Raw genomic sequence first — 19839 nt, 5'->3', positions numbered from 1 at the left:
CCTGTCGAAGACGCACCAGCTGGTCGTGGTCGGCCGCCACGGTACGCCCGAGGGTCCGTTCAGCCGCCTCGGCTCGGTCAGCCAGGCCGTCGTCCACCACGCCCACTGCCCGGTCGCCGTCGTTCCCCCGCCGGGTCCCCGGCCGCAGAACGTGCACTTCGGACCGGCGGACGCCACGTGAGCGTCGAACCCGGCGCGCGCCCGGCCCAGGTGGCCCCGATGCCCGGACCGACCGGCCCTACGGCGTGGTGCCGGGGGCCGCGCACCATCGGAGGAGAGCCACCTTCGATGACGCGGAGAGTGATCGGGCATGAAGGCACTCACCTACCACGGCCCCGGCCGTCGCACCTGGGGCGAGGTACCCGACCCGGCCGTCCTCGATCCGGAGGACGCCGTGGTACGGGTGGACGCGGTGACCATCTGCGGAACCGATCTGCACATCCTCAAGGGTGACGTCCCCGAGGTCGCCGACGGGCGGATCCTCGGCCACGAGGCCGTCGGCACCGTCACCGGGACCGGACCGGGCGTGCGGACGGTGACGCCCGGTGACCGCGTCCTGGTCTCCTGCATCTCGGCCTGCGGACGCTGCGCGTACTGCCGTAAGGGGACCTACGGCCAGTGCACCGGCGGAGGTGGCTGGATCCTCGGCCACCTCGTCGACGGCACCCAGGCCGAGTACGTCCGCACCCCCTTCGCGGACAACTCCCTCCACAAGCTGCCCGACGAGGTCACGGACGAGACGGCACTCCTGCTCGCCGACGTCCTGCCCACCTCCTACGAGGTCGGCGTCCGCAAGGGAGAGGTCGGCCCCGGCGACATCGTCGTGATCGTCGGCGCGGGTCCGATCGGGCTGGCCGCGATCACGACCGCCCGGCTCCTCAGCCCCGCCCGGATCATCGCCGTGGACCTCGCCGCCGGCCGCCTCGAAGCGGCAGAACGAGCCGGCGCGGACGACACGCTCGGAGTCGCGGACGACACCGATACGGCGATCCGCGCCCTGAGCCCGGACGGCCTCGGCGCAGACGTGGCCGTCGAAGCCGTCGGCGTCCCCGAATCCTTCGAGCTCTGCACCCGTGTCGTACGCCCCGGCGGCCGGGTCGCCAACGTCGGCGTCCACGGCAGGCCCGCCACACTCCACCTCGAAACCCTGTGGATCAAGAACATCACGGTCACCACCGGCCTGGTCGACACCAGCAGCACCCCGCTGCTCCTGCGCATGGTCGCCGGCGGGCAGTTGGACGTCTCCGCCCTGGTGACCCACAGGTTCGGCCTGGACGAGATGCCTGACGCCTACGACGTGTTCGCCGACGCGGGCGGGAACAACGCCCTCAAGGTGGCCCTGTTCAGGACCTGACCGGCGCCGGCCGGCCGGCCGCGTCCGGTGGAGGTTCCGGCGGGCCCGCCGGATCGGGCCGGATCCGCCTTCCGCGGCCGCCGCCCGTACCGGGCAGGGAGCTGCGAGGTCCGGCCCGTTGAAGTCACCGAAGGAGACCGGCGTCATGTGCATCAGTTCTCACGGCGACCCGTCGTCCGAGCCGTCGAGGTCCGCCGCTGCGGCTGCGCAGCTCGGAGGTGAGCCCGATGGCTCCCGATGACACCCCGCCGAACGGCGATGCCCCGAACGCGCGATCGGAGGATCGCCCCGGTGACCAGGAGTGCGGGCGCGAGGAGAGTCTTGACCTGCTCCGGCTGACGGCGATCGGGCGCCTCATCCACACCCATGACGCGATGCCGGCGGTGACTCCCGCCTGCTTCACCCTGTACGGCCGCGGCGAGGTGGTCGTTCCCCTGCCGGCGAGCTGGCGGGCGGACCTGATGGACGGGGAGGTGGTCGGCTTTCAGGCGGACGACTTCGACCAGCGGACGCTCCGAGGGTGGACCGTCCTCATCGTCGGCCGCTCCTACCTGGTGACCGACCCCGTCACGGTCGAGGACCTGCGCCACCGGGGCCCGCGCCAGTGGGGACACCGGCCGGCCAGCGGCTACCTGACCGTCCACCCGGAGTTCGTCGTCGGCCGACGGTTCGGATCATGATCCGACCGGCACACCTCGGACCCACGCCCGCGGAGAGGAGAGCACCATGGCACCCGCAACGCCCAGGACCACGGGCGACGCCCTCAGGAGCACCCTCCGACGGCACATCCGGAGAGCGGCCGGCCGGGAGGCGAATCCCCTGAGCCGCCACAGCGATGTTCGACGCAGCCGTATCGCCATCGCCCTGACCCTCGCTCTGGCCGTCGCCCTCGCCCTCGCGATGCTGACGGCCCTCGACGTCCTACGGATCGACCAGCGACAGGCACGGTACGAGGGGCAGCACCGGCACCGGACCATCGCGACCACCGTCGAAGCGGCAGTGCCGGACGCGCCCGGTGCGCGCACCGGGACGGGGGGCTTCCACGCGCAGGCGGTGTGGCAGTTCCCGCCGGCCACGCGCGGCGGTGGGCCGGTCGCGGTCGCTGCGGCCGCCGCCGCGGGAACCGAGATCGCCGTCTGGGTCGACGATCACGGGCATCCGGCGTCGGCGCCGCTGCCGGCAACGGAGGTCGTCACGAGGGCCGTCCTGGCCGGGGCGGGGGTCATGGCCGTGCTTCCGGCGCGGCGTTCACGGTTTACCTGTTCGGGCGCCGCGTGATCGACCGGGCGGCGTCGGCGGCCTGGGAGAAGGAGTGGGGGAGCGTGGAACCCCGGTGGTCCGGCCGTCCAAGGCACCATCCGGGGCTCGGCGACCGGTGATCGCCCGCGCCGCGAGTTCCATTGCGCGGAGCAATCGGCGGCGCCGTCCCGCGCCACCGGTGGCATGCTCGATCGCAGGAGGAAGATCGCCATGAACGACAGAAGTGCCCGGCCCGGGAAACCGGACGGAAGCCCGGTCGCTCCGGAGGACATCGCCCGGCGCATCGCGCTGCGGTCCCGGCAGCTCGGCCTCACCCGTGAGGAGCTGGCGAACCGAGCCGGAATGTCACTCCGCTACCTCCAGCACCTCGAGGAACTGGGCGAAGGTTTCGACCAGGCCTCCGTCCTCCGGCTGGCCGCAGCGTTGCAGATGCCCTACGGCGAGCTTCTGGAGGGGCGGACCGATCTGCCGCCGGGGCAGCCTCCCCCGGGACCACATCCCGCACTGATGAAACTCACCCCGCAGGAGTGCTGGGACCGGCTGTCGGACCACGGCATCGGGCGCGTGGCCGTGTCATCGGGGTCGAGCCCCGCCATCCTCCCCGTCAACTACCTCGTCGATGCGCACTCGATCGTCTACCGGACCTCCCGAACGGGGGCCGCCGCGGCCGTCGAGGGCACGGAGGTGGCCTTCGAGGCGGACCACGTGGACGAATCCGACAGTGAGGGCTGGAGCGTGCTCCTGGTCGGCACGGTCGAGCACATCGACGACGACTCCGCTGCGCGGCTCGCGGCTCAGCCCGGCGCGGAGCCCTGGGCGGCCGGTATCCGCGACCTCTGGGTGCGGATCGTCCCGACCCGGGTGACCGGCCGCCTGATCAGCACAGCGTGACCCGGCACCGCCAGCCGTAGGGAACCCGCAGAGGCGCCGCGACGGGACATCGGCCCGATCCGAGCCGGGCCCGGACAGGGTGGCCCGTCCGAGACGGTCAGGCGTGCCGCAGTCCTCGCGCGGGCCGCATCAGGCGGTGCCGACCGCCGACTCCAGAGGGAGGGCCACGGTGAAAGCGGTGCGGCCGGGGCGGCTGGAGAGCGTCACGGTGCCGCTGTGGGCGGCCACGACGGCGTGCACGATCGCGAGCCCCAGCCCGGTGCTCCCGTGCGTTCTCGATCGGGCCCGGTCGCCCCGCACGAAGCGTTCGAAGATCCGGGGCGCGATCTCGGGGTCGATCCCGGGGCCGGTGTCGGTGACGGTGAGCAGCGCCCGGCCGCCGCCGAGCCCGAGCGTCAGCGTCACCTCGGTGCCGTGGGGGGTGTGGGTGCGGGCGTTGGCGAGCAGGTTGGCCACCACCTGGCGGAGCCGGTCAGTGTCCCCCGGGACCACGACCGGCTCCTCGGACAGGTCGAGCCGCCAGTGGTGGTGCGGTCCGGCGGCGCGGGCGTCGTCGGTGCCGTCCAGGGCCAACCGTGTCAGGTCGACGCTGCCGAGGGCGAGTGGCCGCCCCGCGTCGAGCCGGGCCAGCAGGAGCAGGTCCTCGACGATGGTGCCCATCCGCCGGGACTCGGCGTCGATGCGGGTGAGCGAGTGGCGTACGGCATCGGCGGTCGGTCCGGGGTGCCGCAGGGCCAGTTCTGCGTGGCCCCGGACGGTGGCCACCGGGGTGCGCAGTTCGTGGCTGGCGTCCGCGGCGAACGCCCGCAACCGCTCCTCGACGGCCTGGCGCTGGGCGAGGGCGTCCTCGACGTGGCCGAGCATCCGGTTGAGGGCCGCACCGACCCTGCCGACCTCGGTCCGGATGTCGTCCTCCCCTACCCGGATGGTGAGTTCGACCTCCCCACTGGCCAGTGGCAGGCTCCCGACGCGTTCGGCCGCTGCCACGACGCGGTCGAGCGGGCGCAGGGAGAGGCGGATCCAGAAGGCGCCGGCGGCCGTGGCGGCGGCCAGCGCGACCGCGAACAGCACCAGTTCCACGGTGACGAGTCGGTGGGTCGTCGCCTCCAGCGGGCGCAGCGGTAGCCCGGTCACCAGGACATCGCCGTCCTGGCCGGCGAAGGCGCGCACCCGGTAGCCCCCGAGCCCGGACAGACGGACGCTCCGTGCCAGGCCGCCGACCGGCAGCGCGGCCAGTGCCCGCTGGTCGGCGGCGGTCAGCTGCACCTGGTCGTCGGTGTCGGCCGGAGTGTTCCCGGCGGCGACGCCGGCATCGTCGGCGTCGCCGTCGACCACGCCGGCGTCCGTGACGCTGCCGTCGAGCAGCCGGGCACCGAAGGTACCGGGTGCCTGGGCGCGGGTGTCGCTCCGGCCGCCCGTGGTTCCCGGGCCCCGGGTGTCCCGGTGCTCCAGACTGGCGGCATAGCGGCCGGAGGTGTCGGAGAGCTGCTGGTCGAGGCGGTCGACCAGGAAGTGGCGCAACGCCTCGGTGGTGGCCAGGGCGACCCCTCCGCAGGTCAGCAGGAGCAGGGCGAGCAGGCCGGAGACCAGACGGGCCCGCAGGGTGCGTGGCAGGGGAAGGCGCGCGGTGGCGCCACGGGCCGCCGGGCCGATCACTGCGGCACCTTGATCAGGTAGCCGGCTCCACGAACGGTGTGGATCATCGGTGGCCGGCCGGCGTCGATCTTCTTGCGGAGATAACTGATGTAGAGCTCGACCACGTGGGCCTGGCCGCCGAAGTCGTACGACCAGACCGCATCCAGGATCTGCGCCTTGCTCAGTACCTGCCGTGGGTGGCTCATCAGGAGGTGCAGCAGTGCGAACTCGGTGGGGCTCAGGTCGACGGTGTCACCGGCGCGGGTGACCTCGCGGGCCTGCTCGTCCAGCACCAGGTCCCCCAGGACCAAGGCGTGCGCCGGGGGCGCGACACGCTCCGGCCCCGACGGGGTGGCCCGCCGCAGCAGACCGCGAAGGCGTACCACCACCTCGGCGAGGCTGAACGGTTTGGTGACGTAGTCGTCCCCGCCGGCCGCCAGCGCGGCGATCCGGTCCTCCACGGCGTCCCTGGCGGTCAGGAACAGCACGCGGACCTCCGGCCCGGTGGCGTGGATCCGTTCCAGCACCTGCATGCCGTCGAGGCTGGGAAGCATCATGTCCAGGACCACGGCGTGCGGGCGCCACTCGGCGGCGATCGCCACGGCGCTCGGGCCGTCCTCCGCGCCTCGCGCCAGCCAGCCCTCGTACCTGAGCGCGCCGCAGACCACCTCGACCAGGTCGGGTTCGTCGTCCACGACCAGGATCCGCCAGGGTGACGGCTGAGCAGGGGAGAGGGTGTCCATGCGGATCCAAGGGGCTCTGGGGCGGCGGCTGGACCCATTGTCACCTTCCACATGAGAAGGCCATGAGATCCACTTCTGCCCCTCGTCCCGGCCGAACGTCATTGACCTGCGAGAACGTGCCGACCGATGGGGATCGGAGGCATCGCGTTCAGAGGGAACTGAGAGCTTACGGTGCCAGGGTTGCCGACAGCGAACGGAGAGGAGGCCGGGATGGGCGCACCGCCACGGCCACGCGGTATCCGACCGGCGACGACAGCCCGTCACGGCTCGGTCCGGCGGCCCTTGCCGCCCGGAACGGTGGCGCGCGTTGCGCAGGCACTGATCGCCGCGGGAGCCGCCGGAGTTCTGGCCGTCTGGTGGCGGGGGACGGCCGAAGTGAGCAGCGCCGCGGACTGGCTCACCGGTGCAGGGCGGATCACCGGCCTGCTGGCCGGGTACACCGCGCCGGTGTTGCTGTTCCTGATGGCCCGGATCCCCCTGCTGGAGCGTGAGGTCGGCGCGGACCGCCTGGCGCGCTGGCATGCGGGCGGCGGTCGCTGGCTGGTGGGCCTGGTCGCCGTGCACGTTCTGACCATCACCTGGGGCTACGCACTGACCGACGGGCGCGGTCCGGTCGGCGAAGGGGTGCGCCTGGTGTTCCACTACCCCGAAATGATCAAGGCGGCACTGGCCACCCTGATCATGTTCGGGACCGGCGCGGTGAGCGCGCGGGCGGCGCGCCGCCGGATGAGCTACGAGGCCTGGTACTACCTGCACCTGGCGACGTACCTGGCCATCGCACTCGGCTTCGGCCATCAGCTGGCCGACGGCGCGGACCTGGGCGGCGGGCCCGAGCGCGGCGCCTGGTGGGTGCTGTACCTCGGCACCGCCGCCCTGCTCGGCTGGTACCGCCTCCTCGTGCCCTTCGCGCGCGACCGCCGCCATCGGATGCGCGTGGCCGAAGTCCGGCCGGAGGGACCGGGCGTGGTCTCGCTGTTCGTCACCGGCGAGCGCCTGGACCGGCTCGGCGCCGAGGCAGGCCAGTTCTTCCGTCTCCAGTTCCGGACCCGCGAACTGCGCTGGGCCGCCAACCCCTACTCACTCTCCGCCCCGCCCCACCCGCACTTCCTGCGCTTCACCGTGAAGGACGTCGGCGGCCACAGCGCCGCCGTCGCCCGCCTCGAGCCCGGTACCCGCCTACGAGCCGAGGGTCCGTACGGGGCATTCACCGCCGGCCGCCGCAGGGAGCACAGGGTGCTGCTGCTCGGCGCCGGAGTCGGGATCACCCCGCTTCGTGCCCTGTTCGAGTCACTTCCGGGCCGGGTGACCCTCGTCCAGCGCGCCCGCCGGCCGCAGGACGTCCTCTTCCGGGACGAACTGGCGACCGTCGCGACCGCCCGCGGCGCCCAGGTGCACGAGCTGCTCGGCACCCGTGCCCAGATCGGCGACCTCGGTGCCGCACTCCGCGGCCTTGTCCCGGACCTCGCCGCACACGAGGTCTACCTGTGCGGACCGCCGGCCTTCACGGACGAGGCCGGACGAGTTCTGCGGGCCGCCGGGGTCCGGCGCTCGCGCATCCACTGCGAATCCTTCGAACTCTGACCCGTCGACCGTCACCGACCACCCGACCGTTGAGGAGAACTCCCTTGCGTAGAGCCGTCATCACCAGTACCGCCACCGTGGCAGGGGTGATCCTGCTGCTCTCGCTGAAACCGCACGACGTGGGCACGGGCAGTGGCGTCATCAGCTCAGGTGACCCCGGGGCGCCGGCCCCGACGGCCACCTCCGCGCCCGCCGCCGATCCGGCCCCGCCGGCGACGTCCGCCCCGGCAGCCGGCGGGGCCTCGCGATCGGTGACCGGTGACGCGGCCAACACCCGCTACGGGGCCGTCCAGGTCAGAGTCACCCTGGACGGCAGGAGGATCGCGAAGATCGAGGTGATCCGCTACCCCAGTCACGACCGCCGTGACCAGGAGATCAACAGCTTCGCCCTGCCACAGCTCGGCCAGGAGGCGATCGCCGCCCAGAGCGCGCACATCGATGCCGTGTCCGGCGCGACGTACACCAGCGACGGCTACACCCGCTCACTGCAGAGCGCCCTCGACCAGGCGGGGCTGTAGGGGTGGCCGCCGGTCCTTCGGCCCAGCGGGCGACCCTGCGGCACGCCGAACATGTCATGGGTACGGTCTTCTCCTTCACCGTCCGCGATCCCACCGCCGCGACGGGCCCTGCGCTGCGCCGGATCGTCCAACGGCTGCACCGGATCGACGAGGTGTTCTCCACCTACCGGCCCACCTCCGACATCAGCAGGCTCGGACGCGGCGAACTGACGCTCGCCCAGTGCGATCCCGACGTCGCCGAGGTGCTGGAGAGCTGCCGTGAGGTTGCCATCGAGACCGACGGCTGGTTCACGGACCACCCCGGAGGTCGGCTCGACCCGAGCGGCTGGGTGAAGGGCTGGGCCGTGGAGGAGGCATCCCGGCACCTGCGAGCGGCCGGATCCACCTGGCACAGTGTGGGCGGCGGCGGAGACGTTCAGACCTGCGGCGGCCCCTGGCGGATCGGGATCGCCGACCCGGCGCGCCCGGGCGGACTCGCCGCCGTCGTCACCGGCCACGACCTCGCGGTCGCCACCTCCGGCGTCGCGGAACGCGGAGCCCACATTCTCGACCCGCACACCGATCGTCCGGTCACAGGCATGCTCTCGGTCACCCTGATCGGCCGGTGCCTGGCCCGCACGGACGCCTGGACCACTGCCGCCTTCGCCATGGGTTCCGCACGCGCACTCGACTGGGCCGAGCAACTCCCCGGGACGGAAGCCCTTGCGGTCCTGGAGGACGGCACGCGGTGCTGGACCTCAGGCTTTCCGCAGCACCTCGCCCCTGCGCCGCCGGCGGCCACCGGACCGGCGCAGTGGAGCCTTCCGGGCACCGGCTGACGGTCCGCTGTTCCTGTTCCTGTTCCTGTTCCTGTTCCGGGACCGGATCCGGGTCCGGGGAGGCGCCTCCGACGGAACCGCCCGGAGCGGGCCGTCCGCGGCACGGGGGTGCTGTCGACGCCCCGCGTAGAGGTCGTCGCATCGGTCGGTGACGCCGGCGCGGACCGTACCACCGGCTGCTCGTACCGGACCGGCGGTCTCCGGAAGGCCGCAGGGCGCCGGGCCCGGTGCTAGCCCTCCTCGAACGGCTCCTCGCTCCAGCGGAACCACGCGCGGCCGTCCTCGATGTGGAGCAGGAACTCGGCCACCGGCCCGGACGGGGAGACCAGCGCGAGGCGCCCGGTGATCTCCTCGTACGCGTCGTCGAACGCCTCCCACTCCTCGGCCTCGCACAGCGCCCGCGCCCGGGCGAACAGCGGCTCCACGGCGGGGAACCCCGGGCCCGGGACGAAGCGGCCGTGCAGCCACGGGAAGTCGGCGTCGTCGACGACGATCTCGCCCACGCCGCCCTCCTCGCCCGCCGGGCCCTCCCGCCGCACCAGCCGCCAGACCTCGCCGTCGAACGCCATCGCCAGCCGCCCCTCCCGGTCGGCGCCCGCCGACCCTCCTGCCGGGGAGCATCGCAGACGGGTCCGACACCGCTGCTGGAGGCTTGGGGCGGCATCCGGGGGATCGGTGGAGACACGGACCTGGCCACCCGCCCCTGACCGCCCCGCGCGGTTACGCTCGCCCGATGGGCCGACCCGAGGAGCGCGCCGAGGGCGCGGGACCGTTCACCACCCGGCTGACCCGGCGCCCGGCCCAGGGCGGGACGGCGATCTGGGAGTCGCGACTGGCCCGAAAGCGCGGCGCGCTGCGGGTACGCACCCACGACGGCGGCGAGCGCCGCGCCCGCCGCGCCGACGACGTCGCGCTGCGCCGCCTGGCCAGGCTCAACCTGATCGCGGCCGGCGCGTTCACGGTGGGCGGCGCGCTGTTCGCCGCCGGCGCGGCGCTCGCCCAGCTCGGGTCCGCCGGTGCGACCACGATCGCCACCGTCTACTTCGTGGGCGGCCTGTTCTTCAACACCGGCGGCTACACCTCGCTGCTCCAGGCGGTGAACTCGCCGCGCCGCGGGACCGACGCGGCCGGCGGCTGGTCCGGGTCGCTGGTGACCGGCCGGTGGCGGTGGTGGAGCTACGAGCCGCTACGGATCGACTGGCTGAGCACCTTCATCCTGTTCGTCGGCACGCTGGTGTTCGGCATCAACCTGCTCGACTCCTTCCTGACCGGCCTGACGGCCCAGCAGGTGAACCGGCTGATCTGGACGCCCGACCTGATCGGCTGCGCGCTGTTCCTGATCTCCGGCCACCTGGCGATCGTCGAGGTCTGCCACGGTCGGCCGTGCTGGCGCTCACGCAGCCTGGCCTGGTGGATCGTGATGGTCAACCAGCTCGGCTCGGTGCTGTTCCTGGTCTCCGCCCTGGCCGCGTTCACCCGGCCCGAGACCGACAGCCTGGTGAACGTGGACATCGCCAACTGGGGGACCTTCGCCGGAGCGCTGTGCTTCTCCGTCGGCGGCGTGCTGCAGTTCTTCGAACGGCCCTGACCGCGGCAGCCGCCCCGGCGGGCGTCACCGGTCGACGGTGAGGACCACCGCCCGGCCCGCGCCGGCCGCGCGGCGGTAGAGCGCGCGCAGGTCGAGGAAGTTCGACCACAGGTGGCCGAAGTCCTCCTCACCGAACGGACCCCCGCCGAACGGCCCCGCGGGCTCGGCCGCCGACTCCAGGCGGACGAAACGGCCCGCAGCCAGGCCGCGTCCAAGGGCTCGAGCGCGGCCGCGACCTCCCGGACCTCCTGCACCTCGGTCAGGGCGGCCAGGTAACCCGCGCCCTGGTACAGCGGCAGCCCGCCCAGGACGGCGTGGGACAGCGGGTAGTGCGGGCTGCCGTGCGCCCCGGAGCCGAACGTCAGGGAGCCGTCGGTGAGGCAGCGGTGCAGCCGGTCCCAGGCCCTGTCGAGCTGGGCCAGCCAGTCACGTTCCCACTCCTCCTCGAGCGCGGCGAGCAGGCGCAGCACCTCGCGGTCGTCCCGGGCACCGGCCAGCCGCGCGGCCCGGTCGGCGGTGAGCGCGAACAGCACCCCTCGACCCGTCATGTCGTCCCCTCTCCCACGGTCTCGCCCTCGCCTCCCACGTGCGGTCCGACGCTAGCGGCCGGTACCGACAGTGCGGAGGCGGCCGGACGGCCCGCCGGGGGCCCGAACCGCCGCCGAGCAGGGGCTCTCGGCACACGAACGCCCGGGGGGTGGACAGGCGGCCTGGGCCGGTCCGTGATATGTACTCCGTTCGAGTGGCCGTCACCAAGGCCAGTTGACGTGGATGTCCATGCGAGGGGGGCCGCACACCATGCCGCTTTTCAGACGCCGTACCGGCAGCGACACCGAAGGCGGCCCGACCGGCCTGTGGAACCGGGTCACCGGCCGCGGCGCCGGCCGCGCCCCGGGCGCCGTGCACGAGGTCGACCCGGCCCTCGGCGACCAGGAACTCGCCGTGCTGCGCACCCGGGCCGCCGCCGGCGACTGGGCCGCCGTGCGGGACGGCCTGACGGCCGCCGCCGACCCCGCCGAGCTGACCTGGCTGCTGGCCATGGTGTCCGAGGTGGGCGGCATCGAACGGTGGCTCCCGGAGGCCGTCGCCGCCGAGCCGGACTCCGCGCTGCCGCTGCTGCTCTCCGGCGCCCGCCAGGTCGCCTGGGCGTGGGAGGCCCGCACCCGGGCCAGCGCCAAGTACGTCTCGCAGGAGCAGTGGCGGACCTTCCACGAACGCCTGGAGGTCGCCGAGGAGCAGCTCTACGAGGTCGCCGAGCGGGAACCCGGATGGCTCGGCCCCTGGTACTTCCTGCAGATCAGCGGCCGCGGCGCCTCGCTCGGCGCCGACACCGTCCGGTACCGCTTCGAGGCGGCCACCCGCCGCCACCCCGGACACCTCGGCTCGCACCGCCAGCAGCTCCAGCAGAGCTGCGCCAAGTGGAGCGGCTCCCACGAGGAGATGCACCACTTCGCCCGCACCGCGACTGGGCGGTGCTGGACGCGTTCCTGCAGCAGGCCGGGGAGTTGCTCGCGGCGGACCGGCTCGAGACCGAGGACCACCTGACCATCCTGCACTGCCGCGCCTACGCCGCCCACCACGAGGCGGTCGCCGCCCCGGGCGGGACCGCGGACGGGGCCCCGGACGGCACACCGGAGCGGTTCGAGGCCGAAGTCGGGGCGTCCGAACGGGCCGCCGACGGCTACGGGAACGCGGCCCGGGTCGCCGGCGCCCTGCAGATGCGCGCCGATCTGGCGGCCCGGCGAGGGGACTTCGAACAGGCCGAGGCCGGGCTGCTGCGCGCGCTGGACCTGCTGGAGACCGCCGGACGTCCGTGGCGGGCACCTCGTGCGCTCGGACTCCTCGGCCAGGTGAAGCTGGTGCAGGGCAAGCCGGCCGACGCCGTGCCGCTCCTCCACCGGGCCCTCGCCGAGACCGCCCGCTGGGGCGACGAGGCCTTCCCGGTCGCGCCGACGTACGCCATGCTCGGCCACGCCTGCGCCCACACCGGCGACCACACCGGTGCGGTGCGGGCGCTGTCCGAGGCGGCGGCCCGGTACGACCGCGCCGGCGCCGTCCAGGACGCGGCCGAGACGCGGCTGCAACTCGCCGGCATCCTCGACGACACCGGACAGGAGGCGGACGCCGTCGCGGTGCTGGAGTCCGTGCTGCGCGGTGGCGACACCGCCGCGATCGACGAGCGGCTGGTGGCGCAGGTCCGGATGAACCTCGGCCGCGGGCTCGCAGCGCTCGGCGAACACCGTGAGGCGGCCGAGGAGTTCCTGCACCTCGCCGACACCGTCGCCGACTGGGAGGACCAGGACATCCACACCACGGTGGCCTGCGAGGCGACCACCGCGCTGGCCGCGGCAGGCCACTGGGAGGCCGTCGACGCGGCCCGGCTCCGGGCCCTGGCCTCGCACGAGCGGGCGCCGCGCCCGGACCAGGTCGCCGCGATGCTGCGGGACGTCGCCCGGCTCACCGTCGAGGCCGAGGGCGCGGCGGGCCTGGACGCGGCCCTGGAGCGGTTGGCCGAGGCCGAGGCGGTCCGTGACCGGGCCGAGGCCGACGGCCACCCGGTGGTCTCCTGCTACGTGACCGGCGCTGTCCACTACGAACGCTCCCGGGCGCTCGCCATCGCCGAGCGGTCGGAGGAGGCGCTGGCCGCGGCGGAACTCGCGATCAGCGGGTACGAGGCGGGCGGCCCCGCGGGCGAACGCCCGCGGGCCGAGGCCGTCCGGATCGCCGCCCTGCTGGAAGGACAGACGCTCGGCCGGACCGACGCCGCCCGGGAACGGCTGGCCGCCGCCGTCCAGCGCTGCGCCGGCCCCGACCTGGCCGACGTCCGGGAGATCCTCGGCTCGCTGCGGGAGCGCCTCGCGGCGCCGCCGCGGGCCTGACGGCGGTGATCCCGCGGCCGCCGAGTTCCCGGGCGAGCGCCTTGGTGAGCCCGGCCAGGGCCGCCTTGCTGGTCGCGTAGAGCGTCGCACCGGCGAACGGCACCCGGTCGTTCATGCAGTTGCCGATGGTGATGATCCGTCCGCCGGCCGGCAGGTGGACCGCCGCCGCCTGGGCCATCAGGAACGGCCCGCGCACGTTGACGTCCAGCACCGCGTCGACCTCGTCCGCGGCCAGGTCGGCGAGCGGGGCGATCGTGCCCAGGCCCGCGTTGTTGACCAGGATGTCCAGCCGTCCGAGGCGGGCCACCGTGCCGTCCACGGCCGTCCGTACCGCCGCCGGGTCGCCGCTGTCCGCCCGTACCGCCCAGGCGCGGCGGCCGAGGGCCTCGACCGTGGCGGCCACCGCGGCCGCCCGCTGCCCGTCACCGCGGTAGGTGAGGGCGATGCCGGCGCCTTCCTCGGCCAGCCGCAGCGCGACCGCCGCGCCGATGCCCCGGCTGCCGCCGGTCACCAGCGCCACCTTGCCGGCCAGCCTCGCCGTCCGGCCGTCCACCGCGCCGGTGCGCTCCGTCGTCGTCGTGGTCATGAGAGGGGAACTCCTTCTGTGCTCGCGGGACATGGCTCGATCCTCGGTCGGCACGGCGTGGAACTCCGGCGGTATTCGGACGTGGCGTTCAACCTTCAACAACCCGGGGGTCCGAGGCCCGCCCCGGACGCTACGAGGCCGCCGCCAGCAGGAGCGACTCGCCGACCGCGGTCCGCGCGTACAGCACCGAGCGGCCGGCCCGGTGGGCGCTGACCAGGCCCGCGTCGCGCAGCGCCGTCAGGTACTGCGACACCCCGGCCGCCGACAGCCCGGTGCGCCGGGTCAGTTCGGTGGTCGAGGCCGGGGAGTCCAACTCGGCCAGCAGCAGGGCCCGCGAACGCCCCAGCACGGCGGCGAGGGCGGCCGTGCCGGCCACCGGCCGCCGCACCCACAGGGCGCCGACACCGCGGGCCGGATAGGCGAGTTGCGGCGGCCCGGGCGGCGTCACCCGGGCGAACGGATGCGGCCCGGTGAACGCCGACGGCACCAGCAGCAGCCCCGGACCCGCCGACGGACGGGACAGCGGCGGCTTGCGGCGCACCAGCCGCAGCACGTCGTCCTCCCAACTGACGGACGAGTGCAGGTCGTTGAGGACGTGACCGGCGCCGTGCTCGGCGACCTGCCGGGCCCGGTGGAACACCTCCGCGTCGAGCACCGCGCGGATCCGCTCCCAGTACGGGGCGAGCGCCAGCTCCCAGTACGTCCCGATCTCCTCCACCACCCTGGGCAGCCGCGCCCGCGGATCCGCGTACAGGGCCCGCAGCCGCGGACCGAGACGCCCCGCCTGCTCGCCCAGCCGGTCGAGGTCGCGGCGCACCCGGTCCTCCGGCGTGGCCAGGATCCCGGCCAGCTCCGTGGCCAGGTCCGGCGCCGGGCCGGCGGGCGCGGGGTTCAGGAAGTCCGCCACGTAGCCCGCGGGCGGGACCAGTTCGGCGAGCCAGCCGCGGTCCAGCCCGGCCGCCGCCAGCCGCGGCCGGACCTGCTCCACCCACGGCCGGTGCACCGGATGCGCGGCGCCGCCGGTCAGCGCCCGGAAGCTGGTCCCCACCTCCCACATCGGTGAGACGGCGAACCGCATCAGCGCCAGGTCACCCGCCGAGAACGCCAACTCCGTCAGGACGGTGACCACCCCTCGGATCGCAGGGATTCAGGAATGTGTGAATCAATGGCAGCCGGCACCCTACCGCAGCGATCATTCCGGCATGACCTCACAGACCATCACGGCAGCCGCATCCGGCACCTGTACCCTCGGCGACCTGGCAGTCAACCGGATCGGCTTCGGCGCGATGCGCCTGGCCCAGGACGGCAAGGCGCTCATCCCCGACGCGGTGCCCGGCGACCGCGGCCGGGCGATCACCGTGCTGCGCCGCGCCGTCGAACTCGGCGTCAACCACATCGACACCGCCGCCTTCTACTTCTCCCCGCTGCGCTCCGCCAACGAGCTGATCAACCGGGCGCTCGCCCCCTACCCGGACGACCTGGTCATCACCACCAAGGTTGGACCCGGCCGCAACCGGTCGGGGGAGTGGGAGACCCACGCCACGCCCGGCCAACTGCGCGGACAGGTCGAGGAGAACCTGCGCCAGCTCGGCCGCGACCACCTCGACGTGGTGAACCTGCGGATCCTCGGCGCCGGCTCGATCGCCGAGCGCTTCGGCGCCCTCGCCGACCTGCGGACCGCCGGGCTGATCCGCCACCTCGGCATCTCCAACGTCCAGCCGCACCACCTCGAGGAGGCCCTGGCCATCGCACCGGTGGTCTGCGTCCAGAACCCCTACGGCATCGGCATGCGGCCCGAGCACGACGCGTTCGTCCGCAGCTGCGGCGAGCAGGGCGTCGCCTTCGTGCCGTTCTACGCCATCGCCGGCACCGGCCGGGAGGCCGGCGCGAGCGGCGCCGACAGCCCGGCGGTGCTCGCCGTCGCCCGCGCCCACGGCGCCACCCCGGCCCAGGTACGGATCGCATGGACGCTGCAGCGCGGCCCCCACGTGCTCGCCATCCCCGGCACCGGCAACCCCGACCACCTCGCCGCCAACGTCGCCGCCGGGGCGCTGCGCCTGACCGAGGACGACCTCACCACCCTGGAAGCCGTCCACCGGGCCGGCGCTTGAACCCCGCGGTGATCCTGCGGCAGGCATGAGGCCCGCCGGCGGCGGGTCAGCGGGGGGCCGGTTCGGGTTCGTCGACGGCGCTGAGAGGTTGGGCCAGCGACTCGAGGCTGCGGCGTTCGGCGCGGACGCCGATCGCCGCCTCGACCCCGCCGGCCAGTGTCATCAGGGCCGCGCCGATGCAGAAGGCGAGTGTGGTGTCGGCGGGTTTGCCGCTGCTGACCAGGCCGTTGAAGAGCAGCGGCCCGGTGATGCCGCCGATCGCGGTGCCCACCGCGTAGAAGAACGCGATGCACAGCGCCCGGGTCTCCAGCGGGAAGATCTCGCTGACCGTCAGGTAGGCGGCGCTCGCACCCGCGGAGGCCAGGAACAGCACGGCCGTCCAGCAGGCCGTCATGGTGGTCGCGTTCAGCAGGCCCTGCTGGAACAGGAAAGCGGTGGCGAACAGCAGCACCCCCGAGCCGATGTACGTCCCGGCGATCATGGGCTTCCGGCCGACCGAGTCGAAGAGGTGGCCGAGCAGCAGCGGCCCGAGGAAGTTGCCCACCGCGATCACCGCGAAGTAGTAGCCGGTGTTCCCGGTCGGGACGTCGAAGAAGGTCGACAGGATCACCGCGAAGCCGAAGGTGACCGAGTTGTACAGGAAGGCCTGGCCGATGAAGAGCGCGAGCCCGAGGACGGTCCGCCGCGGGTAGCTCCGGGTCACCGTGCGGGCGATCGTCACGAAGCCGAGGGGGCCGCGCGGGCGGATCACGATGGTGCCGGAGGCCGCGGGCAGCGGCTTCCCGGTCTCCCGCTCGACGAGCCGCTCGGCCTCGGCGACCACCTGGTCCGCCTCCTCGCCCCGCCCCTGGGTGTACAGCCAGCGGGGGCTCTCCGGCACGTGACGGCGCACCAGCAGGATCACCAGGCCGAGCACCACGCCGATCCCGAACGCCAGCCGCCAGCCGAGGCCGGTGGCGAACAGCGAGGTGTTCAGCAGCGCGATGGAGGCGAAGGCGCCGATCGCCGCGCCGATCCAGAAGCTGCCGTTGATGACGAGGTCGATCCGGCCCCGCACCCGGGCCGGGATCAGCTCGTCGATGGCCGAGTTGATCGCCGCGTACTCGCCGCCGATGCCGAAGCCGGTGAAGAACCGGCACAGGAAGAAGAACCAGGCCGACCAGGAGAACGCCGTCACGGCCGTCGCCGCCAGGTAGACGGCCAACGTGATCATGAAGAGCCGCTTCCGGCCGAGCCGGTCGGTCAGCCAGCCGAAGAACAGCGCGCCGCTGCAGGCACCCGCCACGTAGACGGCCGCGGCGACGGTGGTGACCTGGGCGGTGCTGATGGTGATCCCGCTGCCGGACTCGGCCAGCCGGGCGGCGATGTTGCCGACGACGGTCACCTCCAGGCCGTCGAGGATCCACACCGTGCCCAGGCCGATCACGATCCGCCAGTGCCAGCGGGACCACGGCAGGCGGTCCAGCCGGGCCGGTACATCGGTACGGATCGGCGCGTCGGCCCCGGAGCCGACGGTCGACGGTAGCTGGCCGGTCATGACAGCCTCCCCGGGCTCACCGCCGGGCGGGACCGCCCGGCGCTGCCCCGCGTCTGCCCCGGCCACGCCCCGGCACACCGCGGGCTCCGGAATCCCCGGCGCCCGGGCCGGCCGCGCGCTACACGCAGATCCAGCAGTAGAGCCGCTCATCGGCCCCGCGCGCCCGCCGGGCGAGCCGGATCAGCTCCTCGGCCACGGGCCGGACCTCCTCCGCGCTCGCGGGCTGCAACTCCTCGGCGAGCGCCCAGCGGGCGACGACTGCGGGGATCTCCGCGTCGGGCAGCGCCGCCAGGGAGTCCCGCACCGCGTCGTCGAGCTGCATCACCCAGGGGCCCGTCACCCAGGGGTCGTCCTCCTCGCCCTCGGGGCCGTCCGGGCCGGGCGGCGCGGTCGTCGGCCAGACCGGCTGCTCCCGGACCAGACCGGCCTCCCACGGCACCCGGCGGACGGCGGCGACCAACTGCCCCAGGACCACCACCGGATCGATCCCCTTGGCCTCGAGGCCGTCGAACGCCGGGCGCGGCCCGACGGCCGGTGATCCGCCGTCCGCCCGGGCCAGGGCACGGACGACCGCGGCGGCGCCGGTCGCGCGGAAGTAGTCGGTCAGCACGCCCATGGCAGCCCCCGGGGTAGTTGTCGGTCTGCGAGAAGTGGACCGGACGCCACTGACACCGGGGACGGTGGGCGGACCGCCCGGGCCCGGACGGTGTCCCGGCCCGGGCGGACGGTGGCTCAGAAGGCGACGATGCCCTCGCCGCCGACGGCACCGGGGACCACGTGCGAGCCGAGGGCGGTCAGCGAGCCGTCGCCGTTGACCCGGAACTCGTCGAGGATGCCGTTGATCCCGGTCTGCACGTAGAGGTAGCGGCCGTCCCGGGAGGCGGCGGAGTCGACGGTGCCGGGGTCGGTGGTGGTGTTGCCGAGGGCGGTGAGCGAGCCGTCCGGGTTGAGCCGGTACCCGCTGACGGAGGCGCTGCCGGCGTTGGAGGCGTACCGGAAGTCGCCGGCGGCGGTGATCCAGCAGGTGGCGATCTGGCCGGTGGGCGCGGCGGCGGTCTGCATCACCGTGCCGTCGTCGTGGATGTGGACGGTGGCGACCGCGTTCGGGCCGGCCTGGGTGAGGAGCAGCCCGTTGGCGCCGTTGGTGACGAAGCCGAACGGCACCGCGCCGGGCTGGACGGTGACCACGGGATGCCGGGCGGGTGCGCCGGAGTGCTCGAGGTCGAAGACGTCGATGCTGTTGCCGTTGGCCTTGGTGGTGACGACCAGCTTGGAGCCGTCGCCGGTGAAACCGACCTGGCCGGGGGTGTTGACGAACTGCGGTGTGGCGTCGGGGTCGAGGCCCAGGCAGCGGTTCCAGTCGGCGTGCTGCTCCAGGTGACCGTGTTCGACGGTGAAGCCCTGGACGGAGCCGCCGTCCAGGGCGTTCAGTACGTAGACCACGTCCCCGTGCACGGCGACGCTGACCGGGAACCGGCCGCCGGAGGGGACGACCTGGTGGCGCTCCAGGCGGTCACCGTCGACGGCGAAGACGGTCACGGTGTCGCTGCCCGCGTTCACGGCGTACAGCAGGGCGTGCCCGGGGTCGTAGGTGAGCGATCCCTGCGAGGCGAGGTGGTCGGCGACCGCGCCGTCCAGCACCCCGCCGAGGCCGCCGGTGTCGTAGACCCCGGCCTGCGTCAGGCGGCCGTCCTCGCCCCGGTGGTAGGCGACGACCTGGTTGCCCGCGGTGTTGTCGGTCTGCGCGAACACCGCGTGGCGGCCGCCCTGGCCCTGTTCGTGGCCGTGGGCGTGCCCGTGGTCCGCGGGGGCGGCCGGGGAGGCCGACACGGCGGGGGCGGACACGGCGGCGGCTGCGAGCGCGGTCGCGACGGCGACACCGAGACGGGTGAGTTTCTGCACGATGCACGTCCTCCTGGACGACGGAAACAGTGTCCTGACCGGATGTGCGTGCCCTGGACGGAATGCTTCGATCGGCTCGACGTCACATCCGGGCGGGCACCGGTCCGACGCCCGCAGGCGCACCCTATGTGACGCTATGTCCGAATGTCCGGAGGCAGACGTGCGAGCCGTACGGGGGGCCACCACCCACCCCCGTACGGCTCATCACCCGCTCATCACCCGCCGTACGGACCGCCCTCCCACCTGGCCGGCCCCGCCGGTTCCCCGCGGCCGTACGCCCCCTCGGCCTCCTCCTCGGGCGGCCCGGCGGGCCCGTCCGGGCGGTGGCCCTGCGGCTGCGCCACGCCCTCCCGGACCGGGCCGCCGGCCGGCTGGGCCGGCTCCGGGCCCTGGTGACGCCCGAGGCCGGGCCGGCCGTACGCCCCCGGATCGGGCG

General features: G+C 74.0%; 19 protein-coding genes and 2 pseudogenes. 11 read left to right on the top strand and 10 right to left on the bottom strand.

Annotation, left to right across the window (positions count from 1 at the left end; all coding sequences use genetic code 11):
* The 5 genes from AA75_RS50045 to AA75_RS32400 form a co-directional block, all read left to right on the top strand.
* Positions 1–181: universal stress protein (locus AA75_RS50045; RefSeq protein WP_199520466.1), on the top strand; the 181-nt coding region annotated here is incomplete at its 5' end.
* Between the two features lie 129 nt (positions 182–310).
* Complete coding sequence (locus AA75_RS32415; RefSeq protein WP_033823910.1) at positions 311–1354, top strand: alcohol dehydrogenase catalytic domain-containing protein; 1044 nt, start codon at positions 311–313, stop codon at positions 1352–1354.
* 227 nt (positions 1355–1581) lie between these two features.
* On the top strand, positions 1582–2034 hold the full coding sequence (locus AA75_RS32410) for a pyridoxamine 5'-phosphate oxidase family protein (RefSeq protein WP_051813881.1): 453 nt from the start codon (positions 1582–1584) through the stop codon (positions 2032–2034).
* 46 nt (positions 2035–2080) lie between these two features.
* The gene (locus AA75_RS32405) at positions 2081–2632 is read left to right on the top strand and encodes a hypothetical protein (protein ID WP_033823909.1); all 552 of its coding nucleotides are present in this window, start codon (positions 2081–2083) and stop codon (positions 2630–2632) included.
* A 192-nt stretch (positions 2633–2824) separates the two neighbouring features.
* On the top strand, positions 2825–3505 hold the full coding sequence (locus AA75_RS32400; RefSeq protein WP_033823908.1) for a pyridoxamine 5'-phosphate oxidase family protein: 681 nt from the start codon (positions 2825–2827) through the stop codon (positions 3503–3505).
* Positions 3506–3634: 129 nt separating this feature from the next.
* Here AA75_RS32400 and AA75_RS32395 read toward each other — a convergent pair whose 3' ends face one another.
* Both AA75_RS32395 and AA75_RS32390 read right to left on the bottom strand, forming a co-directional pair.
* On the bottom strand, positions 3635–5161 hold the full coding sequence (locus tag AA75_RS32395; protein ID WP_233289291.1) for a cell wall metabolism sensor histidine kinase WalK: 1527 nt from the start codon (positions 5159–5161) through the stop codon (positions 3635–3637).
* On the bottom strand, positions 5158–5883 hold the full coding sequence (locus AA75_RS32390; RefSeq protein WP_033823907.1) for a response regulator transcription factor: 726 nt from the start codon (positions 5881–5883) through the stop codon (positions 5158–5160). Before AA75_RS32390 ends, AA75_RS32395 begins: the two co-directional genes overlap by 4 nt.
* A 375-nt stretch (positions 5884–6258) precedes the next feature.
* On the opposite strand from AA75_RS32390, the gene AA75_RS32385 reads away from it, so the two are divergent.
* Genes AA75_RS32385 through AA75_RS32375 form a run of 3 tightly spaced genes read left to right on the top strand, consistent with a single transcriptional unit; the run spans position 6259 to position 8800 of the window.
* Positions 6259–7464, top strand: coding sequence for a ferric reductase-like transmembrane domain-containing protein (locus tag AA75_RS32385; protein WP_368666622.1), 1206 nt, complete (start codon positions 6259–6261; stop codon positions 7462–7464).
* Positions 7465–7508: 44 nt separating this feature from the next.
* Complete coding sequence (locus AA75_RS32380) at positions 7509–7982, top strand: FMN-binding protein (RefSeq protein ID WP_082526991.1); 474 nt, start codon at positions 7509–7511, stop codon at positions 7980–7982.
* 56 nt (positions 7983–8038) lie between these two features.
* A complete protein-coding gene (locus AA75_RS32375; protein WP_051813898.1) occupies positions 8039–8800 on the top strand; it encodes an FAD:protein FMN transferase in 762 nt (253 codons plus the stop codon).
* 230 nt (positions 8801–9030) lie between these two features.
* Here AA75_RS32375 and AA75_RS32370 read toward each other — a convergent pair whose 3' ends face one another.
* Complete coding sequence (locus tag AA75_RS32370; protein WP_033823904.1) at positions 9031–9369, bottom strand: hypothetical protein; 339 nt, start codon at positions 9367–9369, stop codon at positions 9031–9033.
* Positions 9370–9533: 164 nt separating this feature from the next.
* Here AA75_RS32370 and AA75_RS32365 point away from each other — a divergent pair, with 164 nt between their 5' ends.
* Positions 9534–10388: a hypothetical protein gene (locus tag AA75_RS32365; protein WP_033823903.1), complete on the top strand. Its 855-nt coding sequence runs from the start codon at positions 9534–9536 to the stop codon at positions 10386–10388.
* A gap of 251 nt (positions 10389–10639) precedes the next feature.
* Here AA75_RS32365 and AA75_RS54135 read toward each other — a convergent pair.
* Positions 10640–10936, bottom strand: a pseudogene (locus AA75_RS54135) (DUF1877 family protein); the annotation flags it as partial.
* A 250-nt stretch (positions 10937–11186) separates the two neighbouring features.
* On the opposite strand from AA75_RS54135, the gene AA75_RS32360 reads away from it, so the two are divergent.
* A complete protein-coding gene (locus tag AA75_RS32360; RefSeq protein ID WP_051813880.1) occupies positions 11187–11933 on the top strand; it encodes a hypothetical protein in 747 nt (248 codons plus the stop codon).
* Between the two features lie 1116 nt (positions 11934–13049).
* Here the strand turns inward: AA75_RS32360 and AA75_RS46250 are convergent.
* Positions 13050–13853 carry an SDR family NAD(P)-dependent oxidoreductase gene (locus AA75_RS46250; RefSeq protein ID WP_149038504.1) on the bottom strand — a complete coding sequence of 268 codons (804 nt, stop codon included), beginning with the start codon at positions 13851–13853 and terminating at the stop codon, positions 13050–13052.
* Between the two features lie 130 nt (positions 13854–13983).
* Positions 13984–14931, bottom strand: coding sequence for a DUF5937 family protein (locus tag AA75_RS32345; RefSeq protein ID WP_082526998.1), 948 nt, complete (start codon positions 14929–14931; stop codon positions 13984–13986).
* 124 nt (positions 14932–15055) lie between these two features.
* Here AA75_RS32345 and AA75_RS32340 point away from each other — a divergent pair, with 124 nt between their 5' ends.
* The gene (locus tag AA75_RS32340; protein WP_033823902.1) at positions 15056–15964 is read left to right on the top strand and encodes an aldo/keto reductase; all 909 of its coding nucleotides are present in this window, start codon (positions 15056–15058) and stop codon (positions 15962–15964) included.
* Positions 15965–16010: 46 nt separating this feature from the next.
* Here AA75_RS32340 and AA75_RS32335 read toward each other — a convergent pair whose 3' ends face one another.
* The 4 genes and pseudogenes from AA75_RS32335 to AA75_RS51510 form a co-directional block, all read right to left on the bottom strand.
* The gene (locus AA75_RS32335) at positions 16011–17501 is read right to left on the bottom strand and encodes an MFS transporter (RefSeq protein WP_051813877.1); all 1491 of its coding nucleotides are present in this window, start codon (positions 17499–17501) and stop codon (positions 16011–16013) included.
* A gap of 118 nt (positions 17502–17619) precedes the next feature.
* Positions 17620–18117, bottom strand: a complete 498-nt coding sequence (locus AA75_RS32330) for a hypothetical protein (protein ID WP_033823901.1) — start codon at positions 18115–18117, stop codon at positions 17620–17622.
* Positions 18118–18233: 116 nt separating this feature from the next.
* A complete protein-coding gene (locus AA75_RS32325) occupies positions 18234–19403 on the bottom strand; it encodes a beta-propeller fold lactonase family protein (protein WP_051813876.1) in 1170 nt (389 codons plus the stop codon).
* Between the two features lie 215 nt (positions 19404–19618).
* Positions 19619–19839 (bottom strand): annotated as a pseudogene (locus AA75_RS51510) (cell division protein DivIVA); the annotation flags it as partial.

The sequence above is a fragment of the Kitasatospora sp. MBT63 genome, from assembly GCF_000710465.2.
In the GTDB taxonomy this organism is placed as follows: Bacteria; Actinomycetota; Actinomycetes; order Streptomycetales; family Streptomycetaceae; genus Kitasatospora.
Note: the sequence above shows the minus strand (reverse complement) of the source record. Positions and strands in the feature narration are given on the sequence as shown.

Bases quoted from the DNA above. Each gene is read 5' to 3' on its own strand.
- AA75_RS32415 (WP_033823910.1), top strand. From the start codon at position 311: ATGAAGGCACTCACCTACCACGGCCCCGGCCGTCGCACCTGGGGCGAG.
- AA75_RS32410 (WP_051813881.1), top strand. From the start codon at position 1,582: ATGGCTCCCGATGACACCCCGCCGAACGGCGATGCCCCGAACGCGCGA.
- AA75_RS32405 (WP_033823909.1), top strand. From the start codon at position 2,081: ATGGCACCCGCAACGCCCAGGACCACGGGCGACGCCCTCAGGAGCACC.
- AA75_RS32400 (WP_033823908.1), top strand. From the start codon at position 2,825: ATGAACGACAGAAGTGCCCGGCCCGGGAAACCGGACGGAAGCCCGGTC.
- AA75_RS32390 (WP_033823907.1), bottom strand. From the start codon at position 5,883: ATGGACACCCTCTCCCCTGCTCAGCCGTCACCCTGGCGGATCCTGGTC.
- AA75_RS32375 (WP_051813898.1), top strand. From the start codon at position 8,039: ATGGGTACGGTCTTCTCCTTCACCGTCCGCGATCCCACCGCCGCGACG.
- AA75_RS32370 (WP_033823904.1), bottom strand. From the start codon at position 9,369: ATGGCGTTCGACGGCGAGGTCTGGCGGCTGGTGCGGCGGGAGGGCCCG.
- AA75_RS32365 (WP_033823903.1), top strand. From the start codon at position 9,534: ATGGGCCGACCCGAGGAGCGCGCCGAGGGCGCGGGACCGTTCACCACC.
- AA75_RS32360 (WP_051813880.1), top strand. From the start codon at position 11,187: ATGCCGCTTTTCAGACGCCGTACCGGCAGCGACACCGAAGGCGGCCCG.
- AA75_RS46250 (WP_149038504.1), bottom strand. From the start codon at position 13,853: ATGACCACGACGACGACGGAGCGCACCGGCGCGGTGGACGGCCGGACG.
- AA75_RS32345 (WP_082526998.1), bottom strand. From the start codon at position 14,931: ATGCGGTTCGCCGTCTCACCGATGTGGGAGGTGGGGACCAGCTTCCGG.
- AA75_RS32340 (WP_033823902.1), top strand. From the start codon at position 15,056: ATGACCTCACAGACCATCACGGCAGCCGCATCCGGCACCTGTACCCTC.
- AA75_RS32335 (WP_051813877.1), bottom strand. From the start codon at position 17,501: ATGACCGGCCAGCTACCGTCGACCGTCGGCTCCGGGGCCGACGCGCCG.
- AA75_RS32330 (WP_033823901.1), bottom strand. From the start codon at position 18,117: ATGGGCGTGCTGACCGACTACTTCCGCGCGACCGGCGCCGCCGCGGTC.